The sequence below is a fragment of the Oceanicaulis sp. genome (genome assembly GCF_051859625.1).
Lineage (GTDB): Bacteria > Pseudomonadota > Alphaproteobacteria > Caulobacterales > Maricaulaceae > Oceanicaulis.
On the sequence record NZ_JBHYFH010000001.1, the window covers coordinates 1,633,582 to 1,649,772 of the forward strand.

The 16,191-nt window shown below is 59.1% G+C and carries 14 protein-coding genes; 3 read left to right on the forward strand and 11 right to left on the reverse strand.

Annotated features, from left to right (window positions below):
* Nucleotides 1-55: 55 nt before the first annotated feature.
* Together ACTIGF_RS07825 and galE are read right to left on the reverse strand one after the other, a co-directional pair.
* Entirely contained in the window at nucleotides 56-1,792 is a 1,737-nt protein-coding gene (locus tag ACTIGF_RS07825) for a SulP family inorganic anion transporter (protein WP_439636326.1), read from the reverse strand.
* 143 nt (nucleotides 1,793-1,935) lie between these two features.
* Nucleotides 1,936-2,922, reverse strand: coding sequence for a UDP-glucose 4-epimerase GalE (galE, locus tag ACTIGF_RS07830; RefSeq protein WP_439636327.1), 987 nt, complete (start codon nucleotides 2,920-2,922; stop codon nucleotides 1,936-1,938).
* A 692-nt stretch (nucleotides 2,923-3,614) separates the two neighbouring features.
* Between galE and ACTIGF_RS07835 the strand changes: the two genes are divergently transcribed.
* Nucleotides 3,615-4,088 carry a transglutaminase-like cysteine peptidase gene (locus ACTIGF_RS07835; protein WP_439636328.1) on the forward strand — a complete coding sequence of 158 codons (474 nt, stop codon included), beginning with the start codon at nucleotides 3,615-3,617 and terminating at the stop codon, nucleotides 4,086-4,088.
* Nucleotides 4,089-4,101: 13 nt separating this feature from the next.
* Here ACTIGF_RS07835 and ACTIGF_RS07840 read toward each other — a convergent pair whose 3' ends face one another.
* The 6 genes from ACTIGF_RS07840 to ACTIGF_RS07865 all read right to left on the reverse strand — a co-directional run bounded on the left by ACTIGF_RS07840 (nucleotide 4,102) and on the right by ACTIGF_RS07865 (nucleotide 11,693).
* Nucleotides 4,102-4,848, reverse strand: a complete 747-nt coding sequence (locus ACTIGF_RS07840) for a metallophosphoesterase family protein (RefSeq protein WP_439636329.1) — start codon at nucleotides 4,846-4,848, stop codon at nucleotides 4,102-4,104.
* 33 nt (nucleotides 4,849-4,881) lie between these two features.
* Nucleotides 4,882-7,113: a polysaccharide biosynthesis tyrosine autokinase gene (locus tag ACTIGF_RS07845; protein ID WP_439636330.1), complete on the reverse strand. Its 2,232-nt coding sequence runs from the start codon at nucleotides 7,111-7,113 to the stop codon at nucleotides 4,882-4,884.
* Between the two features lie 77 nt (nucleotides 7,114-7,190).
* A complete protein-coding gene (locus ACTIGF_RS07850) occupies nucleotides 7,191-8,471 on the reverse strand; it encodes an outer membrane beta-barrel protein (protein ID WP_439636331.1) in 1,281 nt (426 codons plus the stop codon).
* 98 nt (nucleotides 8,472-8,569) lie between these two features.
* The gene (locus tag ACTIGF_RS07855; RefSeq protein WP_439636332.1) at nucleotides 8,570-9,031 is read right to left on the reverse strand and encodes a hypothetical protein; all 462 of its coding nucleotides are present in this window, start codon (nucleotides 9,029-9,031) and stop codon (nucleotides 8,570-8,572) included.
* A gap of 183 nt (nucleotides 9,032-9,214) precedes the next feature.
* A complete protein-coding gene (locus tag ACTIGF_RS07860) occupies nucleotides 9,215-11,053 on the reverse strand; it encodes an O-antigen ligase family protein (RefSeq protein ID WP_439636333.1) in 1,839 nt (612 codons plus the stop codon).
* Between the two features lie 19 nt (nucleotides 11,054-11,072).
* Nucleotides 11,073-11,693 (reverse strand): polysaccharide biosynthesis/export family protein, encoded by a 621-nt coding sequence (locus tag ACTIGF_RS07865; RefSeq protein ID WP_439636334.1) that lies wholly within the window; start codon nucleotides 11,691-11,693, stop codon nucleotides 11,073-11,075.
* A gap of 262 nt (nucleotides 11,694-11,955) precedes the next feature.
* Between ACTIGF_RS07865 and ACTIGF_RS07870 the strand changes: the two genes are divergently transcribed.
* Together ACTIGF_RS07870 and ACTIGF_RS07875 are read left to right on the forward strand one after the other, a co-directional pair.
* Entirely contained in the window at nucleotides 11,956-12,216 is a 261-nt protein-coding gene (locus ACTIGF_RS07870) for a spike base protein, RCAP_Rcc01079 family (RefSeq protein ID WP_439636335.1), read from the forward strand.
* The gene (locus ACTIGF_RS07875) at nucleotides 12,216-13,358 is read left to right on the forward strand and encodes a hypothetical protein (protein ID WP_439636336.1); all 1,143 of its coding nucleotides are present in this window, start codon (nucleotides 12,216-12,218) and stop codon (nucleotides 13,356-13,358) included. Before ACTIGF_RS07870 ends, ACTIGF_RS07875 begins: the two co-directional genes overlap by 1 nt.
* Here ACTIGF_RS07875 and ACTIGF_RS07880 read toward each other — a convergent pair.
* Genes ACTIGF_RS07880 through ACTIGF_RS07890 form a run of 3 tightly spaced genes read right to left on the reverse strand, consistent with a single transcriptional unit; the run spans nucleotide 13,313 to nucleotide 16,188 of the window.
* Nucleotides 13,313-14,497, reverse strand: a complete 1,185-nt coding sequence (locus ACTIGF_RS07880; RefSeq protein WP_439636337.1) for a hypothetical protein — start codon at nucleotides 14,495-14,497, stop codon at nucleotides 13,313-13,315. The genes ACTIGF_RS07875 and ACTIGF_RS07880 overlap by 46 nt on opposite strands.
* 7 nt (nucleotides 14,498-14,504) lie before the next feature.
* Nucleotides 14,505-15,377, reverse strand: a complete 873-nt coding sequence (locus tag ACTIGF_RS07885; protein WP_439636338.1) for a glycosyltransferase family 2 protein — start codon at nucleotides 15,375-15,377, stop codon at nucleotides 14,505-14,507.
* A gap of 16 nt (nucleotides 15,378-15,393) precedes the next feature.
* On the reverse strand, nucleotides 15,394-16,188 hold the full coding sequence (locus ACTIGF_RS07890) for a hypothetical protein (RefSeq protein WP_439636339.1): 795 nt from the start codon (nucleotides 16,186-16,188) through the stop codon (nucleotides 15,394-15,396).
* Between the last annotated feature and the right edge of the window lie 3 nt (nucleotides 16,189-16,191).

Consider the following 16,191-nt stretch of genomic DNA (forward strand, 5'->3'; position numbering starts at 1 on the left):
AGAGCCGCCAAAGCGGGCGCCCCGTGGCGATCTTCGGCGCCGTTGAGCGCCTGTCTCAGGCTGGATCAGCCTGAAGCGCCTCGCCACTCAGCGCCGCCCAGGCGTCATGCTGGGAGAGGAAAACCTCGCCGCTCAGGGCTTTGAGGAAATGGGTGTCCTTGAGCTTGTCCATGACAGGTCCCTTGACCTCGGACAGGTGCAGGCGAACGCCCATCTCCGACAGTTGAGTGTTCAGCGTTTCCAGCGTCTCCAGCGCGGAATAATCCACCTCGTTCACCGCCGAGCACATCAACACCACATCCCGGATCGTGTGGGCGTCCCGGCTGAGCCGGTTCAGGATCATGTCCTCAAGGAAGTTGGCGTTGGCGAAGTACAGGCTCTCATCAATGCGCAGCGTCAGCAGTGAGGGCGTGGTCTCCACGGCGTGACGGTGGATATTGCGAAAATGCTGGGTGCCCGGCACGCGTCCCACTTCGGCGATATGGGGTTTGAAGGTCTTGGTGATGTGCAAAAGGACCGACAACACCACGCCGGACGCGACGCCCACCTCCACGCCCAGCGACAAGGTCAGCAAAATGGTGGCGAACACCGCGATGAAATCGGAGGTGGAATACCGCCAGGTCGACTTCAGGATCGAGAAGTTCACCAGGCTGAGCACCGCGACGATGATGGTCGCCGCCAGGGTCGCCTTGGGCAGAAAATAGATCAGCGGGGTCAGCGACACGGCGGCGAGCGCCAGGCCGATGGCGGTGAAGGCCCCGGCGGCGGGGGTTTGCGCCCCGGCGTCAAAATTGACCACCGAGCGCGCAAATCCGCCCGTGACCGGATACCCGCCGGTGAACGCTGCGCCCAGATTGGCGGCGCCCAGTCCGATCAACTCCTGATCGGGGTTGATGCGCTGGCGCTTTTTCGCGGCGAGGGTTTTGGCCACCGAGACGGATTCCACGAAGCCGATGATGGAGATCAGCACGGCGGGAATGAACAGAGCGCGCATCAGCTCCAGTGAAAAATCCGGCGCCGTCAGGGGCGGCAGACTCTGGGGCACGGCGCCCACCAGCGCGACGCCGCGGGCTTCAAGATCAAACCCCCAGGCGAGGGCGGTGGTGGCGGCCACCGCCACCACAGGCCCGGCCTTGGTGATGAAATTGGCCAGTCGCACATTCAGGCCGAGCCCCGTCAGTAGAGGCTTCAAGCCCGAGCGCACCCCGAACAGGACTGCGATCACGCCAAATCCAATGGCGACCGTCAGCACATGTATATCGCCAGCATGGGTGGCGAGCGAGATGACCATCTCGATCAGCGTATGGCCTTCGGCCGGCACGCCCAGCACATGTTTCAGCTGGCTTGCGGCGATCAGAACGCCGGAGGCGGTGATGAAGCCGGCGATGACGGGATGGCTGAGAAAGTTCGCCAGGAACCCGAGTCTTAAGACGCCGAGCACCACCAGAAAGCCGCCCGACAGGAAGGCCAGCGTCAGCGCCGCCGCGGCGTAACCGGCGGTTCCGGATTCGGCCACCTGACCGATGGTGGAGGCGGTCAGCAAAGACACCACCGCCACCGGTCCGACCGCCAGCGCCCGGCTGGTTCCGAACAGGGCGTAGAGAAGGATGGGGACAATCGAGGCGTAAATCCCCGCCTCAGGCGGCAGCCCCGCCAGCAGCGCATACGCCAGGGATTGCGGGATCAGCATCAAGGTGACGATCACCGCTGCTGTCAGATCATGACCGAGCGCGCCCCTGTCATAGGTGCGTCCCCATTCGAAAATGGGGAAATAGCGTTTGAAGTCGGCCATGGGCCTGGATCGCCTTTCAACGGTGTTCGCAGGGTCCGCGACAGAGCGTCCGCCTGACATCGCCGCCTGTCGATGCAGTATCGGTCCGTCTGAAGACTATGTCAGCCTGTAATCCCCTGAAACATCAAAGCCGACATGCGGCCTCATGTCGCCGACACGCCCCACCGGGGGGCATGAAACGCCCAGGCGTGTTCAATAATGGTCTTGGCGTCAGAGTGGGTCGGCGCAAAGCCGAGAAGGTCTCGCGCCATCCGGGTATCAGACACCAGTTGCGCGGCGTCTCCCGCCCTGCGCGGAGAGATGGTGTGGGGGACAGGCTTGCCGGTGACCGCTTCGACGGCGTCCAGAATCTGTTTGACCGAGATGCCTGCCCCGGTTCCCAGATTGCAGGCGAAAGACGGTGCGCCGTCTCGTAAGCGATCAAGCGCTTTCAGATGGGCTTGGGCGAGATCCGCCACATGGATGTAATCGCGGACGCAGGTGCCATCGGGCGTATCGTAATCATCACCAAACAGGTGCATGGGGCCGCCCAGCCCGGCGGCGGCCTTGAGCGCGTTGGGCACCAGATGGGTTTCCGGGTCGTGCTCCTCCCCGATTTCCCCGTCAGGGCTGGCCCCCGCAGCGTTGAAATATCTCAGAGCCGCGTATTTCAGTGCGCCCAGCCGAGAGACATCCTCCAGCATCAGCTCGACCACATGCTTTGTCTGGCCATAGACGTTGACCGGCGTGCGGGGCTCATCCTCTGTGATGGGGAGTGTTTGCGGCTCGCCATACACCGCGCAGGTCGAAGAGAAGACGAGGTGGCGGACGTTCGAGCGCTCCATCGCGTTGAGCAGCGACACCACCCCGGCGACGTTATTGTCCCAGAAGGCCAGAGGCTCGCGCTGGCCTTCGCCCACTTCAATATTCGCGGCGAAATGCATGACAGCGTCTATGTCATGCTCTGTAAGGGCTTCTGCGACGGCGTTTACATCGCGCACATCTTGCTCGACCAGAGGCCCCCATTGCACGGCATGGCGATGGCCTCTCGACAAGTTGTCGAGAACGATTGGCGTATCGCCTCTTTCTGCGAGCGCTTTACAGATGTGCGAGCCGATATAGCCCGCGCCGCCAACGACCAGTACACGCATCCACGCCCCCTGTGTTGCGCCGCAGTGTAAAGAATGCGTCCGGAAAGTGCGAGCCTCATGCTTGCTTCCAGCGCAAGCTGAGGCGCGTGTTTCGGGGCCGTTTGTCCGCTGGCGGTCAGCGCCGTAGGTGGCAAGCCTCAGGCGTCAGGCCTGGTTAACGCCTCATTATCTATAAATCCAGGCGATTTGACTATACTTTGAAGCTGAAGCGCGGCCAAAGCGCATTTTCCCTGGGCGGGTTGATTGGGCGGTGTCAGATAATTCATAAAAATCAGAATCTTAAATCTAAGTTGGTGTTTAGGATGCATTAAGGTTATCTCCAAGTAAATTAAATAAAACGTTAGGGTAAATGTGCGTTAAGCAAGTAAATATTCCTGATATTATAAGTTAAAAGGCCAGTCTCCTCGTGCGCAGAAGCACGCAGGAGAATAAACGTGTCTACTCAGAATGAGCGACGCTCCCGGCCCACCCTTTTGTCTCTTCTTGGCCTTGCCCTGGCAGGTCTTTGGTTGACGGCTTGCTCGGCCACCACGTCAGGCGCGCCTCATCTTGTGGCCCATCAGGTGACAGCCCCTCCTGTGGGCGCGTTCGCCTTCTGTATGGAAAACCAGGACGCTTGCGGTCCTGTGCAAGGTCAGGCGGAGACGGCTGCAAAAGACTTGAGCAAATCTTCCCCGAGTGCGGGGGTGGAGATGTCAGAGACGGCTGATGCGGTGTCTGCTCGGGATTATTCTGACGAGCAATTGCTGGCCATGGCGCGCGTGGTCAACGCCTCGATCAACACCATGATTTCCTATCGCAGCGATGCGCTGACCTGGAACATGGAAGAGCGCTGGGTTCTGCCGCTGAGTTCTGAGGGCGTGTCTTACGGGGATTGTGAGGACTTCGCCCTTGAAAAGCGCGCCGCGCTTCTTGAGGCGGGCGCGCCTGCGGATCGTATGCGCATGGCGACGGCCTGGTCACCGGGTACGGGCGAGCATGCGGTGCTGATCTTGCGCCTGGCGGCGGGTGATTACGTGCTGGATAACACGACGCCTCATATCCTCACTGTGGGGCAAACCCGGTATCAGTGGCGGTCGCTTCAAACCGGTCCGAGTCTGCTTGAATGGTCTACGGTTTCAAATGAGCCGCAGCCATCCAGCGCAGAGGTTTATACGGCAGGCTGACATGTGAGGCGGCTCAGCGCGTCGAAATGAATTCGACGCCTGCGGCGTTGATCGCGGCAGCCGTCAGGACACCGGTCTGGTAGGCGCCGGTATCCAGACCGATCCGTCTGTTATCCTGGCTGGGTTCAGACTGCGGCGTGTGTCCATGGACGATCATGTAATCGTACTGGCGCGTATCGCTCAGAAACGCATCGCGGATCCAGAGAAAATCTGCGTCAGTTTGCTCTGACAGCGGTTTGCCGGGGTCGATCCCGGCGTGCACGAACATGTAGTCGCCTCGTATCGCGAAGCTTTCAAGCGCCCTGTAAAACTCGAGATGGGCGGGTGGAAGTTGTTCACGAAACCGCTGGGACGTTGTGGCCCAACGGGCTTCGTCCTTGCTCAGCCCGATATCTTGCACGCCATAGGACAGAAGGGTTTCAAAGCCGCCATAGGTGCTCCATGACGCGCCGACTTCAGGGTTGTCGAGGAAATCAAGCAAGGTCGCTTCATGGTTTCCCTTCAGGAACGTGCAATCAATACCCTGCAAGGCCTCTGAATGGATGAGATAGTCGACGACGCCCGCCGAATCCGGTCCGCGATCAACATAATCGCCGAGGAAAATCAGCTCGTAATCTGTGCGCCCGGCGTGGCGTTTTATCGTTTCGATCAGGCGCTCAAGCAGGTCCTTGCGGCCATGGATGTCGCCAATGGCGTACACGGTCCGGGACGGCGGCTCGTAAGCACGCGTTCGCCGGAATAGATCGATGATGGATCTCATCTATCCAATTTGGCCTTTCAATCGAGATCGCGTTTAGTCGGCGTAGTACTTTTGATAGGACCGATAATAATAACCGGATCTGTCATAGCCATACCGGGCCTGGGCCTCGAGATCGACATTGTTCAGAACGATGCCCAATACATTGGCCTTGGACGCCTGCACTTCGTGAAGCGCTTTGCGGACGATGCCCGTCGCACTTTTCTTCCAGCGCACCGCCAGCAATACCCCGTCCACTTTGGAGACGATGGCGCGCGTGTCGGCGACGGCCAGGACCGGCGCGGTGTCCAGGATGATGAGGTCATAGCGCTGGCGCAGTTGCTCGAGCAGGGCCTCAAAGGCGGACGAGCCAAACACATCACGCGGTGTGAAGGTGGTTTGCGCCACCGGAAGGATGTCCAGATCGGTCTGGGCGTCCTTGACGATCACGCTATCAAGCTCGGCGGCGCTGGACAGGACTTCCAGAAGACCGCTTTCCGCGTCAGGTGTCAGGGCTTCAGTCAGCAGACGGCGACGCAGGTCGCAATCAATGACCAGTGTCCGCGATCCCGCCATGGCGGAAATCCGGCCCAGACACAGTGAAGTGGTGGTCTTGCCGTCACCGGGAAGCGCTGACGTGATCGCCACGATCGTGTTCTGATTGTCGATGCCGCTGATCCGGATGGCGGAGCGTATGGTGCGGAAGCTTTCAGAGAAGCCGGATAGCGGTTTGTCGAGCACATACTGTGCAGGGTCTATGACCTTGCCGCCAAACCGGTCCGCCAGTCCGACCTTGAGCCGCGGCACGGATGCGATGTGCGCCAGGCCAAAATGCTTTTCGATATCCGCATCGGTGTGCACGCCGGTATCGAGCATTTCCAGAACAAAGACGAGACCGACGCCGACAATGCCGGCAAGCACGACGCCGAGCGCCAGATTGAGGATGACATTCGGCGAGCTTGGATTTTGTGGCGTTGAGGCTTCAGCCACGACCCGCGCATCGGCTTCAGTCAAGCCACCGGTTTCATTGGTCTGGCGAAAGCGGTTCAGGAAGCTCTCAAACAACGCCCGGCTCGCGTCCGCTTCGCGTTCCAATGCGCGAAGCTGGACGATGGCGCTGTTGTTGTCAGAGAGTTCGCTCCGCGCCTCCAGCAGACTGCCCTGCAAGGACCGGACCCGCTGGGCTGAGACATTCACCTCATTTTCAAGGCTGGCGACGATACGATTGATCTCGGCGTCAATCTGGGAGTTGATATCCGCCAGCTCCCGCTGGACCGTCAGGATTTCAGGGTGACGAGGGCCATAGCGACCGCTGAGATCAGCCTGTCGACGGGCGACTTCGGCTTGCTGGCGGCGCAGTTCGCGGATGACTTCAGACGCCAGCACTTCAGCGATCGTGTCAGACGCGACGCCCCGCTCCAGCTGGCTGCGGACAGCGTCCAGTCGCGCGCGCGCCTCGGACAACTCAGCCCGCTGGATGGCGAGCTGGCTGTTCAGATCCGCCACCTGCTGCTCGGCCACAGTCGCGCCTTCCGCGTCAATCAGGCCGGCTTCATCGCGGAAGCGGGCGACGGCTTCTTCACGGGTCTGAACTTCTTCACGCAAGGATTCAACGCGATCATTCAACCAGGAATTGGCGCGCTCCGTGGCTTCAAACTTGGCTTCCAGTTGAGAGGTCAGATACGCCTCGGCATAGGCGTTCGCGATGTCGCGCGCCAGACGAGGTGTTTTTGATGTCGCAGAAATTTCAATGACATAAGTCATTCCAGACCGACGGATATTGCGCGCCTCCATCAAGCTGGACACGACGGCTTCGCGCGTTCTTTGTTCGCGATCCTGAGCGGTCAACGAGGCGTTGGTCTGGCTGGGAAGCAATGCCGACAGGAAGGACTTCAGGCCTTGCGCCAAGGCGCCAAGGCCGCTGGGTTCCTGCAGCGCTTCGTTGAATTCCGGCACATTGACGAGATCCAGGCGCTCGACCACGGTCGCGGCGAGGGATCGACTGCGCAAGACTTCGACTTCAGTGTCGACCATCGCGGAATCCGGCGGCATGCCCGATAGCACGGCTTCAATATCAACGACCTGAGACTGGCGGACATTGAGAACGACGCTGGAGGTCGCCGTATAGAGCGGTGTGGCCTGAAGGGTGAAGATAACCACCGCCACAAAGGTCAGAAATCCGGCTGAAATCAGGGTCCAGAAACGCCTCTGAAAGACGGCTAGAAGCTCCCGAAGGTCAATCAAATCATCTATTTGCGTGGATTGATTATTCGTATTTACATCGGACATGGGTCAATGTTTCAGCATGGGACGACCCGCCACGCGTTGCACGTGGCGGGCCAGGTCATGTGTAAGGCCGAGTGGTGTTAACGGCGAAGAACCAGGCTCAGACCGATCACATTCTTGGAGAAGTCCTGGTTGCCTGCGGCGCCCGAGGAGTCCTGATCCTGATAGCTGTAGCTGGCGCGAATGCCGGCAGTCCGGTTCACGAAATAGGTGACGCCAGCAGTCACGTTGAGCCGATCGTCAGTCCGGTCAATGCCTGAATAGTCATCTTCGCTCAGGCTGATGCCGGCGGAAATGATCACATTGCGACGCAATTCATGATCGACATTCACGCCGACGCTCGTTCCGAAGAAGCCGCCTGATCCGGCCACAGCTGAATCCTGCACCGAACGTGAAGCGTTGAAGCTGACGGTGGTGAGCTGGGTCGGGAACCATTCCACAAGGCCTTCGACGCTGAGGCCGTCAATGTCAGGAAGGGCCGGGCTTTCATAGTCTTGCTCGGTATACCCAACGCCGATGACGCCGCGAGCGACGCCGCGAATATCGAAATCCGCGCCAATATCGAACGTATAGCCGTCAGAATCGCGCAGGAGCGGCACATCCGGCGGAGACAGGTCGTAAGCGCGATCATTGTAGCGCACGCGGGCGAACAGGGCGGTGTCAGGGCTCACGGCATAATCGCCGCGGCCGGTCAGGAGCAGTTCCTCGCGATCGCGGAAATCCTGATCGGCGATACCGCCGCCGAACAGCGGGGCGTCGTCATAATCAAACGTGGAATAATCCACGCGACCCAGCGCGCGCAGCCGACCGGAGGCGCGTTCGCCGCCGATATAGCTGGCCCAGGTGTCGTATTCGATGGGCTCGGCCGCCTGGCCTGCCGCGCCGGCGGAGGTGCGCGGCTCAGTCAGGGATGAATACCGTGCGCCTGCGACGAGATTGGCTTCGCGGGTGATGTCGAGTTGCCCGCCGGCGCCGGCTGTGAAGTTCCACACGCTTTCATCGGAGAAGTCGAAATGCTCGCGACGCGTGGCCGAAGCGTCGCCGGAGAGGGCGTGGCGCGACCAGGTGGTGTCGAACGAGATCGCCGGGGTTATGACCGCGATAGTGTCGGATTCCTCGTTGGAGGAGGTGCCGAACACATTGTCGGTGAATTCAAGACCCAGGGTCAGTTCAGGGTAGATGAGCAGAGCGCCGTTCTGAACGCCGCCCGCATCATAATCAGGACGGGGGCGCTGCAGCACGCTGACATTCTTGTCGCGTGCGAACATGCTGTCGTTGCGATCTGTCTGGGCTTGCGCCTGGGCCGTGACTGTTGCTCCGGCCAAGGTCAACAAAGCGATGCTCGCCAGTTTCATCATCATGGTTAATCCCCCACCGGGCGCTACAGGCCGGTCATCTGTCATGAAAAAGGCGGGGCGATGATCACCCCGCCCAATTTTACGCATAGGTTTGGTTCGGATCAGTAATCCGAGTTACCGCCGCCGCTATAAGGCGGAGGAGGAGGAACGCCTGGACCATCATTGCCGCCAGGAGCGCCGCCAGCCGTGACGCCATTGCCGTTAGGGCTCGGCGGGTTGGTCGCAACATTCGTCGCTGCAACCACAATAGCCGGGTTGGTCGCGTTGTTGGTGGCGACGATGACCATGGCTTGCGCCGTGACCGTCGCGTCAGCGCCGGAGTTCGCAACAGCCAGCGCGATGGCGGCTTCGATCTGTTCTTCCGTGGCGTCTTCCGGCAGCGCGTCGATGGTTGCCTGGACAATCGAAGCCAGTGCGGTGGCGTCAATTGGCGCTGTGTCTGTGGAGGCTGGCTGGCTGGCCTGCTGGGCGGTAGCCGCAGCAGGTGCGGCGATCAGCGCCATAGACCCGAGCAGGGCTGCACCCAGAACCGATGCGGTGTTCTTAAAAATTGAGAATTTCATAACTGTCCCCTCGAGCATTCAGCCGAATGGTTAACAACTCTTAAGAACACACTATCAAATACTGCGGAATTTATCGAGTCAGATTCGTCTTTTTTGTGCGCCGCTCAGGCGATGTTGCGGGTGCGCAACACAAGTTGTGAGGGAGTAAGCTGCCTGCAACGCTCCAAGTATGAATAAAAAATATTAATTATCAATGGCTTGTGCTCTCACGCGCTCGCGCCATTCTTGCGCGTCCCTTGGCGGCAGGATGCGCGCTTCTCGCTCTGCTGCACTGCGCAAATCCTCGGGCAGTCCGGGCCAGATCGTGGCCATGAAGCCGAGTCGCCATTCGATAAAGCCCCGCTCTGCGTAGGGCGTGAGATAGTATGATCGCCGCAAGGCGTCCTCCGTTTCGCCGGCGATAATCGGGATGATGGCGTAATTGGCGTAGGCGGCCTTCGCCCAGACCTTCCCGTCGCGATTTTCGCGCTCCAGGCTGGCGAAGAACGCTGCCCGGGCAAGAGTGAAATCGGGGGAATCCAGGCGTAGCGCGCGATCTCCGATGGCCTCGAGGCGAATAGCGGAGCCGGACAGAGCATTCGGATCGGAATACTGAGCGGAGAAGGCGCTGTCCGTGAGGCTTGCAGTGCGGACGGCGGCGTTCCGGTCGAGCCCGACATAGACGCTGGCGCCTGCGGATATCAGCAAGATCGCCACACCGACAGGCTTGGCGATTGCCGGCAGGCCAGAGGCGGACTGGCGTGAGCGCCCGGCGTCCGCGATGCCGACGCCCAGTCCGAGCATCAGGGCGAAAAACCAGAACAGGGCGGGAATCTCGAGCGCATAGTCCACCATGCCGTGGGCGAAGACGAAGACGGCGATGATCAGGATTGTGCGCAGCAATAACCGCTGTCGCCGACGCCGGGTCAGCCCCTGGCGCAGACGCGACACGGTCAGGAGGAGCACACCCAGGGCGGCGGACGTGCCGAGGAGGCCTGTTTGCAAGAGCCATTGAAAAATGACGTTGTGGGCGGCGTTCTGGCTGGTGAGGACGCGACCAGCGTCGCCGGTCGCCAGAAAGTCATTGATGAACTGGAAGCCGCCCAGTCCCGCGCCAAAGACGGGCGCGAGCCATACGCCGTCGAGATAGCGCGCGAACATGACGCTTCGAGCGTCATTGTCGACCATCAGACCGCGATGCTCGATCCGGTCGATATACAGTCCGCCTGACACGCCGAACACGAGGATTGCGGCGGCGATGAGCAGGCCGGGGCCGACAAAACGCCGCCAACCGCGTGACCGATTGCGTCGCACTTGCTCCGCCTCGGGCTTTGCGCCCAGCTCTTGCCGCCAGGCCGCCGCACGGTCCCATCCTAGCAAGAGCAGCGCTGCGACCATGAACAGGCTGACCCCGGCGCGTGAGCCGGACAGCAGAAGACAGCTCGCACAGACGAGCAAGGCCGATACAGGCAGGGCCAGACGCTGGATCCGCGCGTCGATCCGTCCTGCCTTGCGCAAGGCGCGCAGCAGGTCGGCGAGCGCCATCAGTGCGATCATGCCGTAAAAGCTGGCGGCTGTGTTGGCGGACAGAAACGGAGCAGACAGGCGATTAAAGCCGAATGTGCGCCGATGCCCGAACACGGTGTCGGGCTCAATGAAGAAGTCGATGAAGGCTGCAAGGCCTAGTCCGGCGCCCAGAACCAGGATCAGCGTCCAGAGCGCTCGAGCCCGATCGGGCTGGCGACCTGCTGTCTGGGCGGCGATGAATATGCCGGCGCCCGCTATCAGGGAGGCGTATTCCCCGGCGCCCGTCGACGCCCATCCGTGAACAAGCCCGACAAGGAACAGGGCCAGCGCTCCTGCCAGCCATAAAGCCCCCAGACCTGTCAGACGCGAGCCGGGGGCGGCGAGAACGGCTGCGCATAACGCCAGCAACAGCGCGGAGAACATCAAGGACGCCGCAGCTTGATCCGCGCCCAGCGTCAGAGAGGCCAGCCAGATCGCGACAGGAATCAGCCCGGCCGGCCAGAGCAAGCGGAGCATGCCGACGCTCGCGCGGGGTCTAGAAGAAGCGTTCTGCAATGCGGATGGTGTCGCCCGGCATGACGCGCACAGTGGCGGTGAGCGGAACTTCCACTTCAGCTTCGGTGTCGGCGCGCTTGATGAAGACGACGCGTGTGTTGGCGCGATAGGTGAAGCCGCCCGCACGGGCCACGGCGTTCATCACCGTCAGGCCGTCCGTGTAAGGATACTCGCCGGATTCCTCCACCTCGCCCAGGATGTAGAAGGGGCGGTAATTGAGAACTTCCGCGCTGACGCGGGGATCATTGAGATACCCGTCAGACAGACGCGCTTCCAGCTCGGCCCGGAATTCCGCCAGGGTTTTGCCGGCGGCGGGCGCTTCGCCGATCAGCGGCAGCGACACCATGCCGGACCCATCGACGAAAAACTCGCCCGACAAATCCTCTTCCCCGAAGACGATGATGCGCACCTGATCGCCTGCGCCCAGGCGGTAGGAGGGAGCGAGGGAGGGTTCAAATGCGCCCGCCTGGTCCTGTGCTTGAGCTTGCGCTCCGGTCGCGCCCGAAGCGGCGACGGGTCCGGCGGAGCCCGGCGCGCCCGTGGTGGTGCACGCAACACTGAACAGAACGGAGATGACCGCGATGACTAACAATCTAAACATGGCGCTCGCCCCTCAACTGCGGGCTCGCATCTGCGAGATCCCCTTTTTCTTCTAGCCAACACCGCTGGAAATTCAAGATTTTTCGTCTCTGCGGACAGGTGCGCAGCGCAGCGTCGCCTATCCACGGGCGGCGTTGAGCGTACAGCCGAAGAAGTCTTTCTGTTTGCTGAGAACTTTCGCCTGACAAGACTTTTGGGACCGGGTTTCTCCCCCGGGCGATGCGCAGGGCTTAGCCTTGGCGCATCTTCAACAGGAGACCCACATGACCGATTTTCACGACCGCGCGTCCGGGCTGGACAGCCCGCCCATCGGGCTTTTCAACATCGTCCCTGACGAAAGTGCTGACCTGCCCCAACCCATCCGCGGATTGATGGTCACGACAGGCGGCGACGTCGCCCTGGTGACGCTGTCCGGGGCTGCAGGGGTTCTGCCCAGCCTGGCGCCGGGGGTGCAATACGCGATCCGCGCGCGCGCCGTGCGCGCCACGGGCACGACAGCGACCGGCCTTGTGGGGTTGGTCTGATGGGCGCGCTGGGTCTGGGATTGTCCGCCCGCAATCAGCCGCGCCCTGTCCGGGCGCGCACTCAGGCGGACTTCCTGCGCCGGTCCTATCGCCTGAATGGGCGCTGGGTCAATGAGGCGGAGTTCTTTCAGGCCGGGACCGTGTCCGGCGCGGGCGGTTCGATCTTTCGGGGCGGGCGACTGACGCCGACCGACGCCCCCCGGGTCGGCGATGCAGGCCTGCTCATAGAGGATCCGCGCACCAATTGGTTGGCCGCCTATACGGCGCCTCTGGATCTGGCCAGGGTCAGCCTGCGGATTGCGGGCGGCTCCGGGCCCGCCGCCCTGAGCCTGGAAGAAGACGGACAGGCTCTTGAAGCGGCGGGGCTGGATTCGATCACTGGCGGGCGCGCCTACATGCTCGACAATCGAATGGGAACAACCCCGGCCCGCATCCAGTTCCAGGGCGCCTCACCCGACGATCAGCCCTTGGCGTTGTCCGCCTATGTGCGGGGCGGGGCGGGGCGGTTGCGCACGGCCTTCACCGATCTTCAGGCCGGCGGCTTCACCGCGGCGGACGGGTATCGGCGCGTCACCGCCTTGCAGTCTGACGGGCTTGCCGGCGGCGTGCGGTCGGCCAATGACCTTTTGTGGGTGGAGGCCGCCCCCGGCGAACGGGTCTGGGTGGCGTGCCCGCAAATGGAGACCGGCGACTGGGTCAGCAGCTATATCCCCACCCATGGCGCGGCGGGGGTGCGGACTCGTGATCAGATCAGCTTTCCCAGGGCCGCGCTGGGCCTCGATCTCGGCGAAGGGTCCTTGCGGGTTGAACTGGGCGAACACCGGCGCGGCCGCGTCGCCGCCCGCATCATCGGCACGGACGGCCCCAACGGCGCCTCGCTGCTCAACTTCGTCGGCAATAGCGACACCCAGATCGGCACGTATAATGGGGAGAGTGTATTATCTGTTTCGAGCGAGTATCAGGTCGTAGATTTAAAAGCTGAATTGAATTGGGGATTGGATACAGTGTCTTTGGCGGTCGGCTCATCTTATGTATTAAGTGACTATTCCATGCCGCATCATCATAATTTGCATATTGGCGAGTCTCAGGCCGGTAATTACTCTATGGTCAAATCTACGGTATCATACCTTTCTGTGGATTGAGTTTTTTGTTCGGATGTGATGGCAAGCAAGATCATAAATGCTGCAATTGAACTATTAAAGGAAGAAACTGACAGACCCGATACGGTTACAAGTGCTACTATTCCTAGTGATAGATATATATCGCCTGTATTCTTCTTTATGGCATAATATGAAATAAATATGGTCATTAGATATACGAATAACCCATGATCAATTATAACCCTAAACAGAAATGAGTGGAGAATGACTGAGTAGCATGTGCTGTCGTAATTGAAGCTGAATAGTTTCTCATAGAAGGAAAGCATTTGGCACGTATATGGCATCATTGGTGTTAGCTGTGAGTCGCCGAAAATCCAATTTAGAGCATTTCTATTATTCATTTCATTCATAAATAGATTGAAGAATCTAAATCTGTCAATTGTGCTTAGGTCAAAGCCTCCCCTTGATTCAAATATGAAGTAAGCTGCACTAAATAGTGCCATTCCGGGAATAATAAATGCGATCATCCTTACGGGATTGCCTTTCACATATATTATCGCAGAAGCAATCATGAATGATGCAATTGCGCTTCTCGATCCGCCCATCAACATAATCGCGATCAATATCAAAAGACATAATACATGCTCCCTAATTTTAAGGGAGTCTTTAACAAAGAAAAATAGCCCAGCTAGATATATCAATTCAAAATTGTTTTCTGTCAGAACTCCTGGTCGCCTAGACATGCTATCTGTAAATTCTAATGTGATACTGTATGCATACTTTACAAAAAAAGCGAATAAAGATATGAATAGTAAGTACTTAATTTCACGTTCTCTCATTAGGGGAACTTTGGACAGCATTATGAATATTATAATATAGACAATAAATTTCGAAGACTGGAATACATCCAGTATGTGTGCGCTTCCGAGCAATGTTGATGATAGTGTGTAGTATATAAAGTATGCTGATATAAGAATTATTGCGAGCAGTTCAATATTTGAAATCCTAATTTTGTATATCGTGAAAGCTGCAATAAAAATAATTATCGCATCAAATAGTCGCGCTACGGGTAATATGTTGTGCGAATAAGGGGATAAAATTCCAACCACAAGCAAGGTGGCTGTCGCTAAAAAAATGCTATAGGAAATTAGTTTTGGAATCGAAACTGTTGAGGGAAGCATTTTATTTCTATTCTTTATTTTGCTTGAATTCAGTCATCTTCATTTCGATCTGCCAGTAATAGATGGACCGTGACATAGCGTAATTGAACCCGGCCCATCCGTCGAGCAGGCCCAGGCGGACGAAATAATTGAAGATGAAAAGGGCGATCCCCTTCGCCGGCAGACGGTCAAAGATGTATTTCAGGGTGCGACGTCCAGGCAATTGCGCCTCGTCGGGTTGGGACAGGGCGTCGCGCAATCTGAGCTTCGCTTCCCAGTCTGAATAGCGATTATGGCGCTCGAAATAATGATAGAGCGTTTTGAAATCGCGGTGCAGCATGCGGCCGCGCAACTGCCCGACCGTACCCTCGATCACCGGCTGGTAATGGCCCTCCACCTCCCACATGGAGGCGACGTCAAGATCCTCCACATCGATGAAGCGCGCCTTGTCGCGGCGCATCAGCACGAGTTTCAGATTGAAATGGCCGTGGCGCAGGATCTTGCCCATGAAAAAACCGTCAAACCGCACGAAATACCCGGCATGCTCAGGCTCGCCCGCGGCTAACAGCGCCGCGATCTCATCGGCCAGTTCGGGATACAGATGCTCGTCGGCGTCCACATAGAGCGCCCAGTCATGCCGGAAGGGCAGGTTTTCCAGGCACCATTGTTTCTTCTTTGGGTATTGTCCGTTCCAGGAGAAATTGACGATTTCCGCGCCATGCGCTTTCGAGATCTCGCAGGTTCGGTCGGTGCTGTCGCTGTCGACCACAAAGACCTGTTCAAACCGGGTCAGGCGTGACAGGCACGCCTGCATGTTGGCTTCCTCATTCTTGGTCATGATGATGACCGAGACGGGTATGTCGCGCTGAGGCTCCGCCTGAGTATTGGTCTGCTCGTTCATGCTCGTCACCCTGGAGTCATTCATAACCATAAAGTGCAAGGCGACGCGCCCCGATGCTTGCGTTGAAAAGCTCGGTCAACTCATCGTCAAACACATCTGTCCAAGCACCGATCCGTCCAGCCCGGAATGTCTTCGTTCCGCCGAATAGTCTAACTGAAATGGCTTCAAGGTCAGCGTCTTTTTGGTCAAGTGCTGCTGCTATGGCTGCCACTGCTTCGAGCTGTTTGGACGTATCTCCACCACCAGAAGCGCCGACAAGGTCCTCGAATCTGACATGACAAACTCGGTCATCGTGCATCCAGCCCTGAGCGCGATCGAGAACGCTGCCAAAGTCGTCAAAAACGAAGCCTCCGCCCGCGCCTCCCGTGATCAAAGCCTTGATACGATCTCGTTCTTCAAGTGCATTGAAGTAAGCAAAGGAATACATGTCTGGTCTGGTTGGTATCCACCTTGCGTATGACACCAGTACATCACGCGGGTCGCGGATTATGCTCAAAGCTTGAAAACCCTCAGACCGGAGCACGTCGACCATCCGGCTGGAATAGGCGGCGTGTCCGCCGAGCGCCGTTCCTGCGGCGCCGCGCAAGCGCCGTCTCAGCCAGGGCTCGCCCACATTGAACGGGGTTTCCAGTCCGACCGGGATCGGCGTGTCCAGAAAGCTTGAGCGGATCAGGCGGCGCAGGCGCGCGCCCTTGCCGTAAAACAGGTGCGTGGCTACGCCGCGATTGGCGGTCGGCAAGCCCAGCTCGTTGCAAAGCTTGAGCAGCAGATTGTTGCCGGACTTCCAGATCCCGTTGACGAATGCGGACATCCG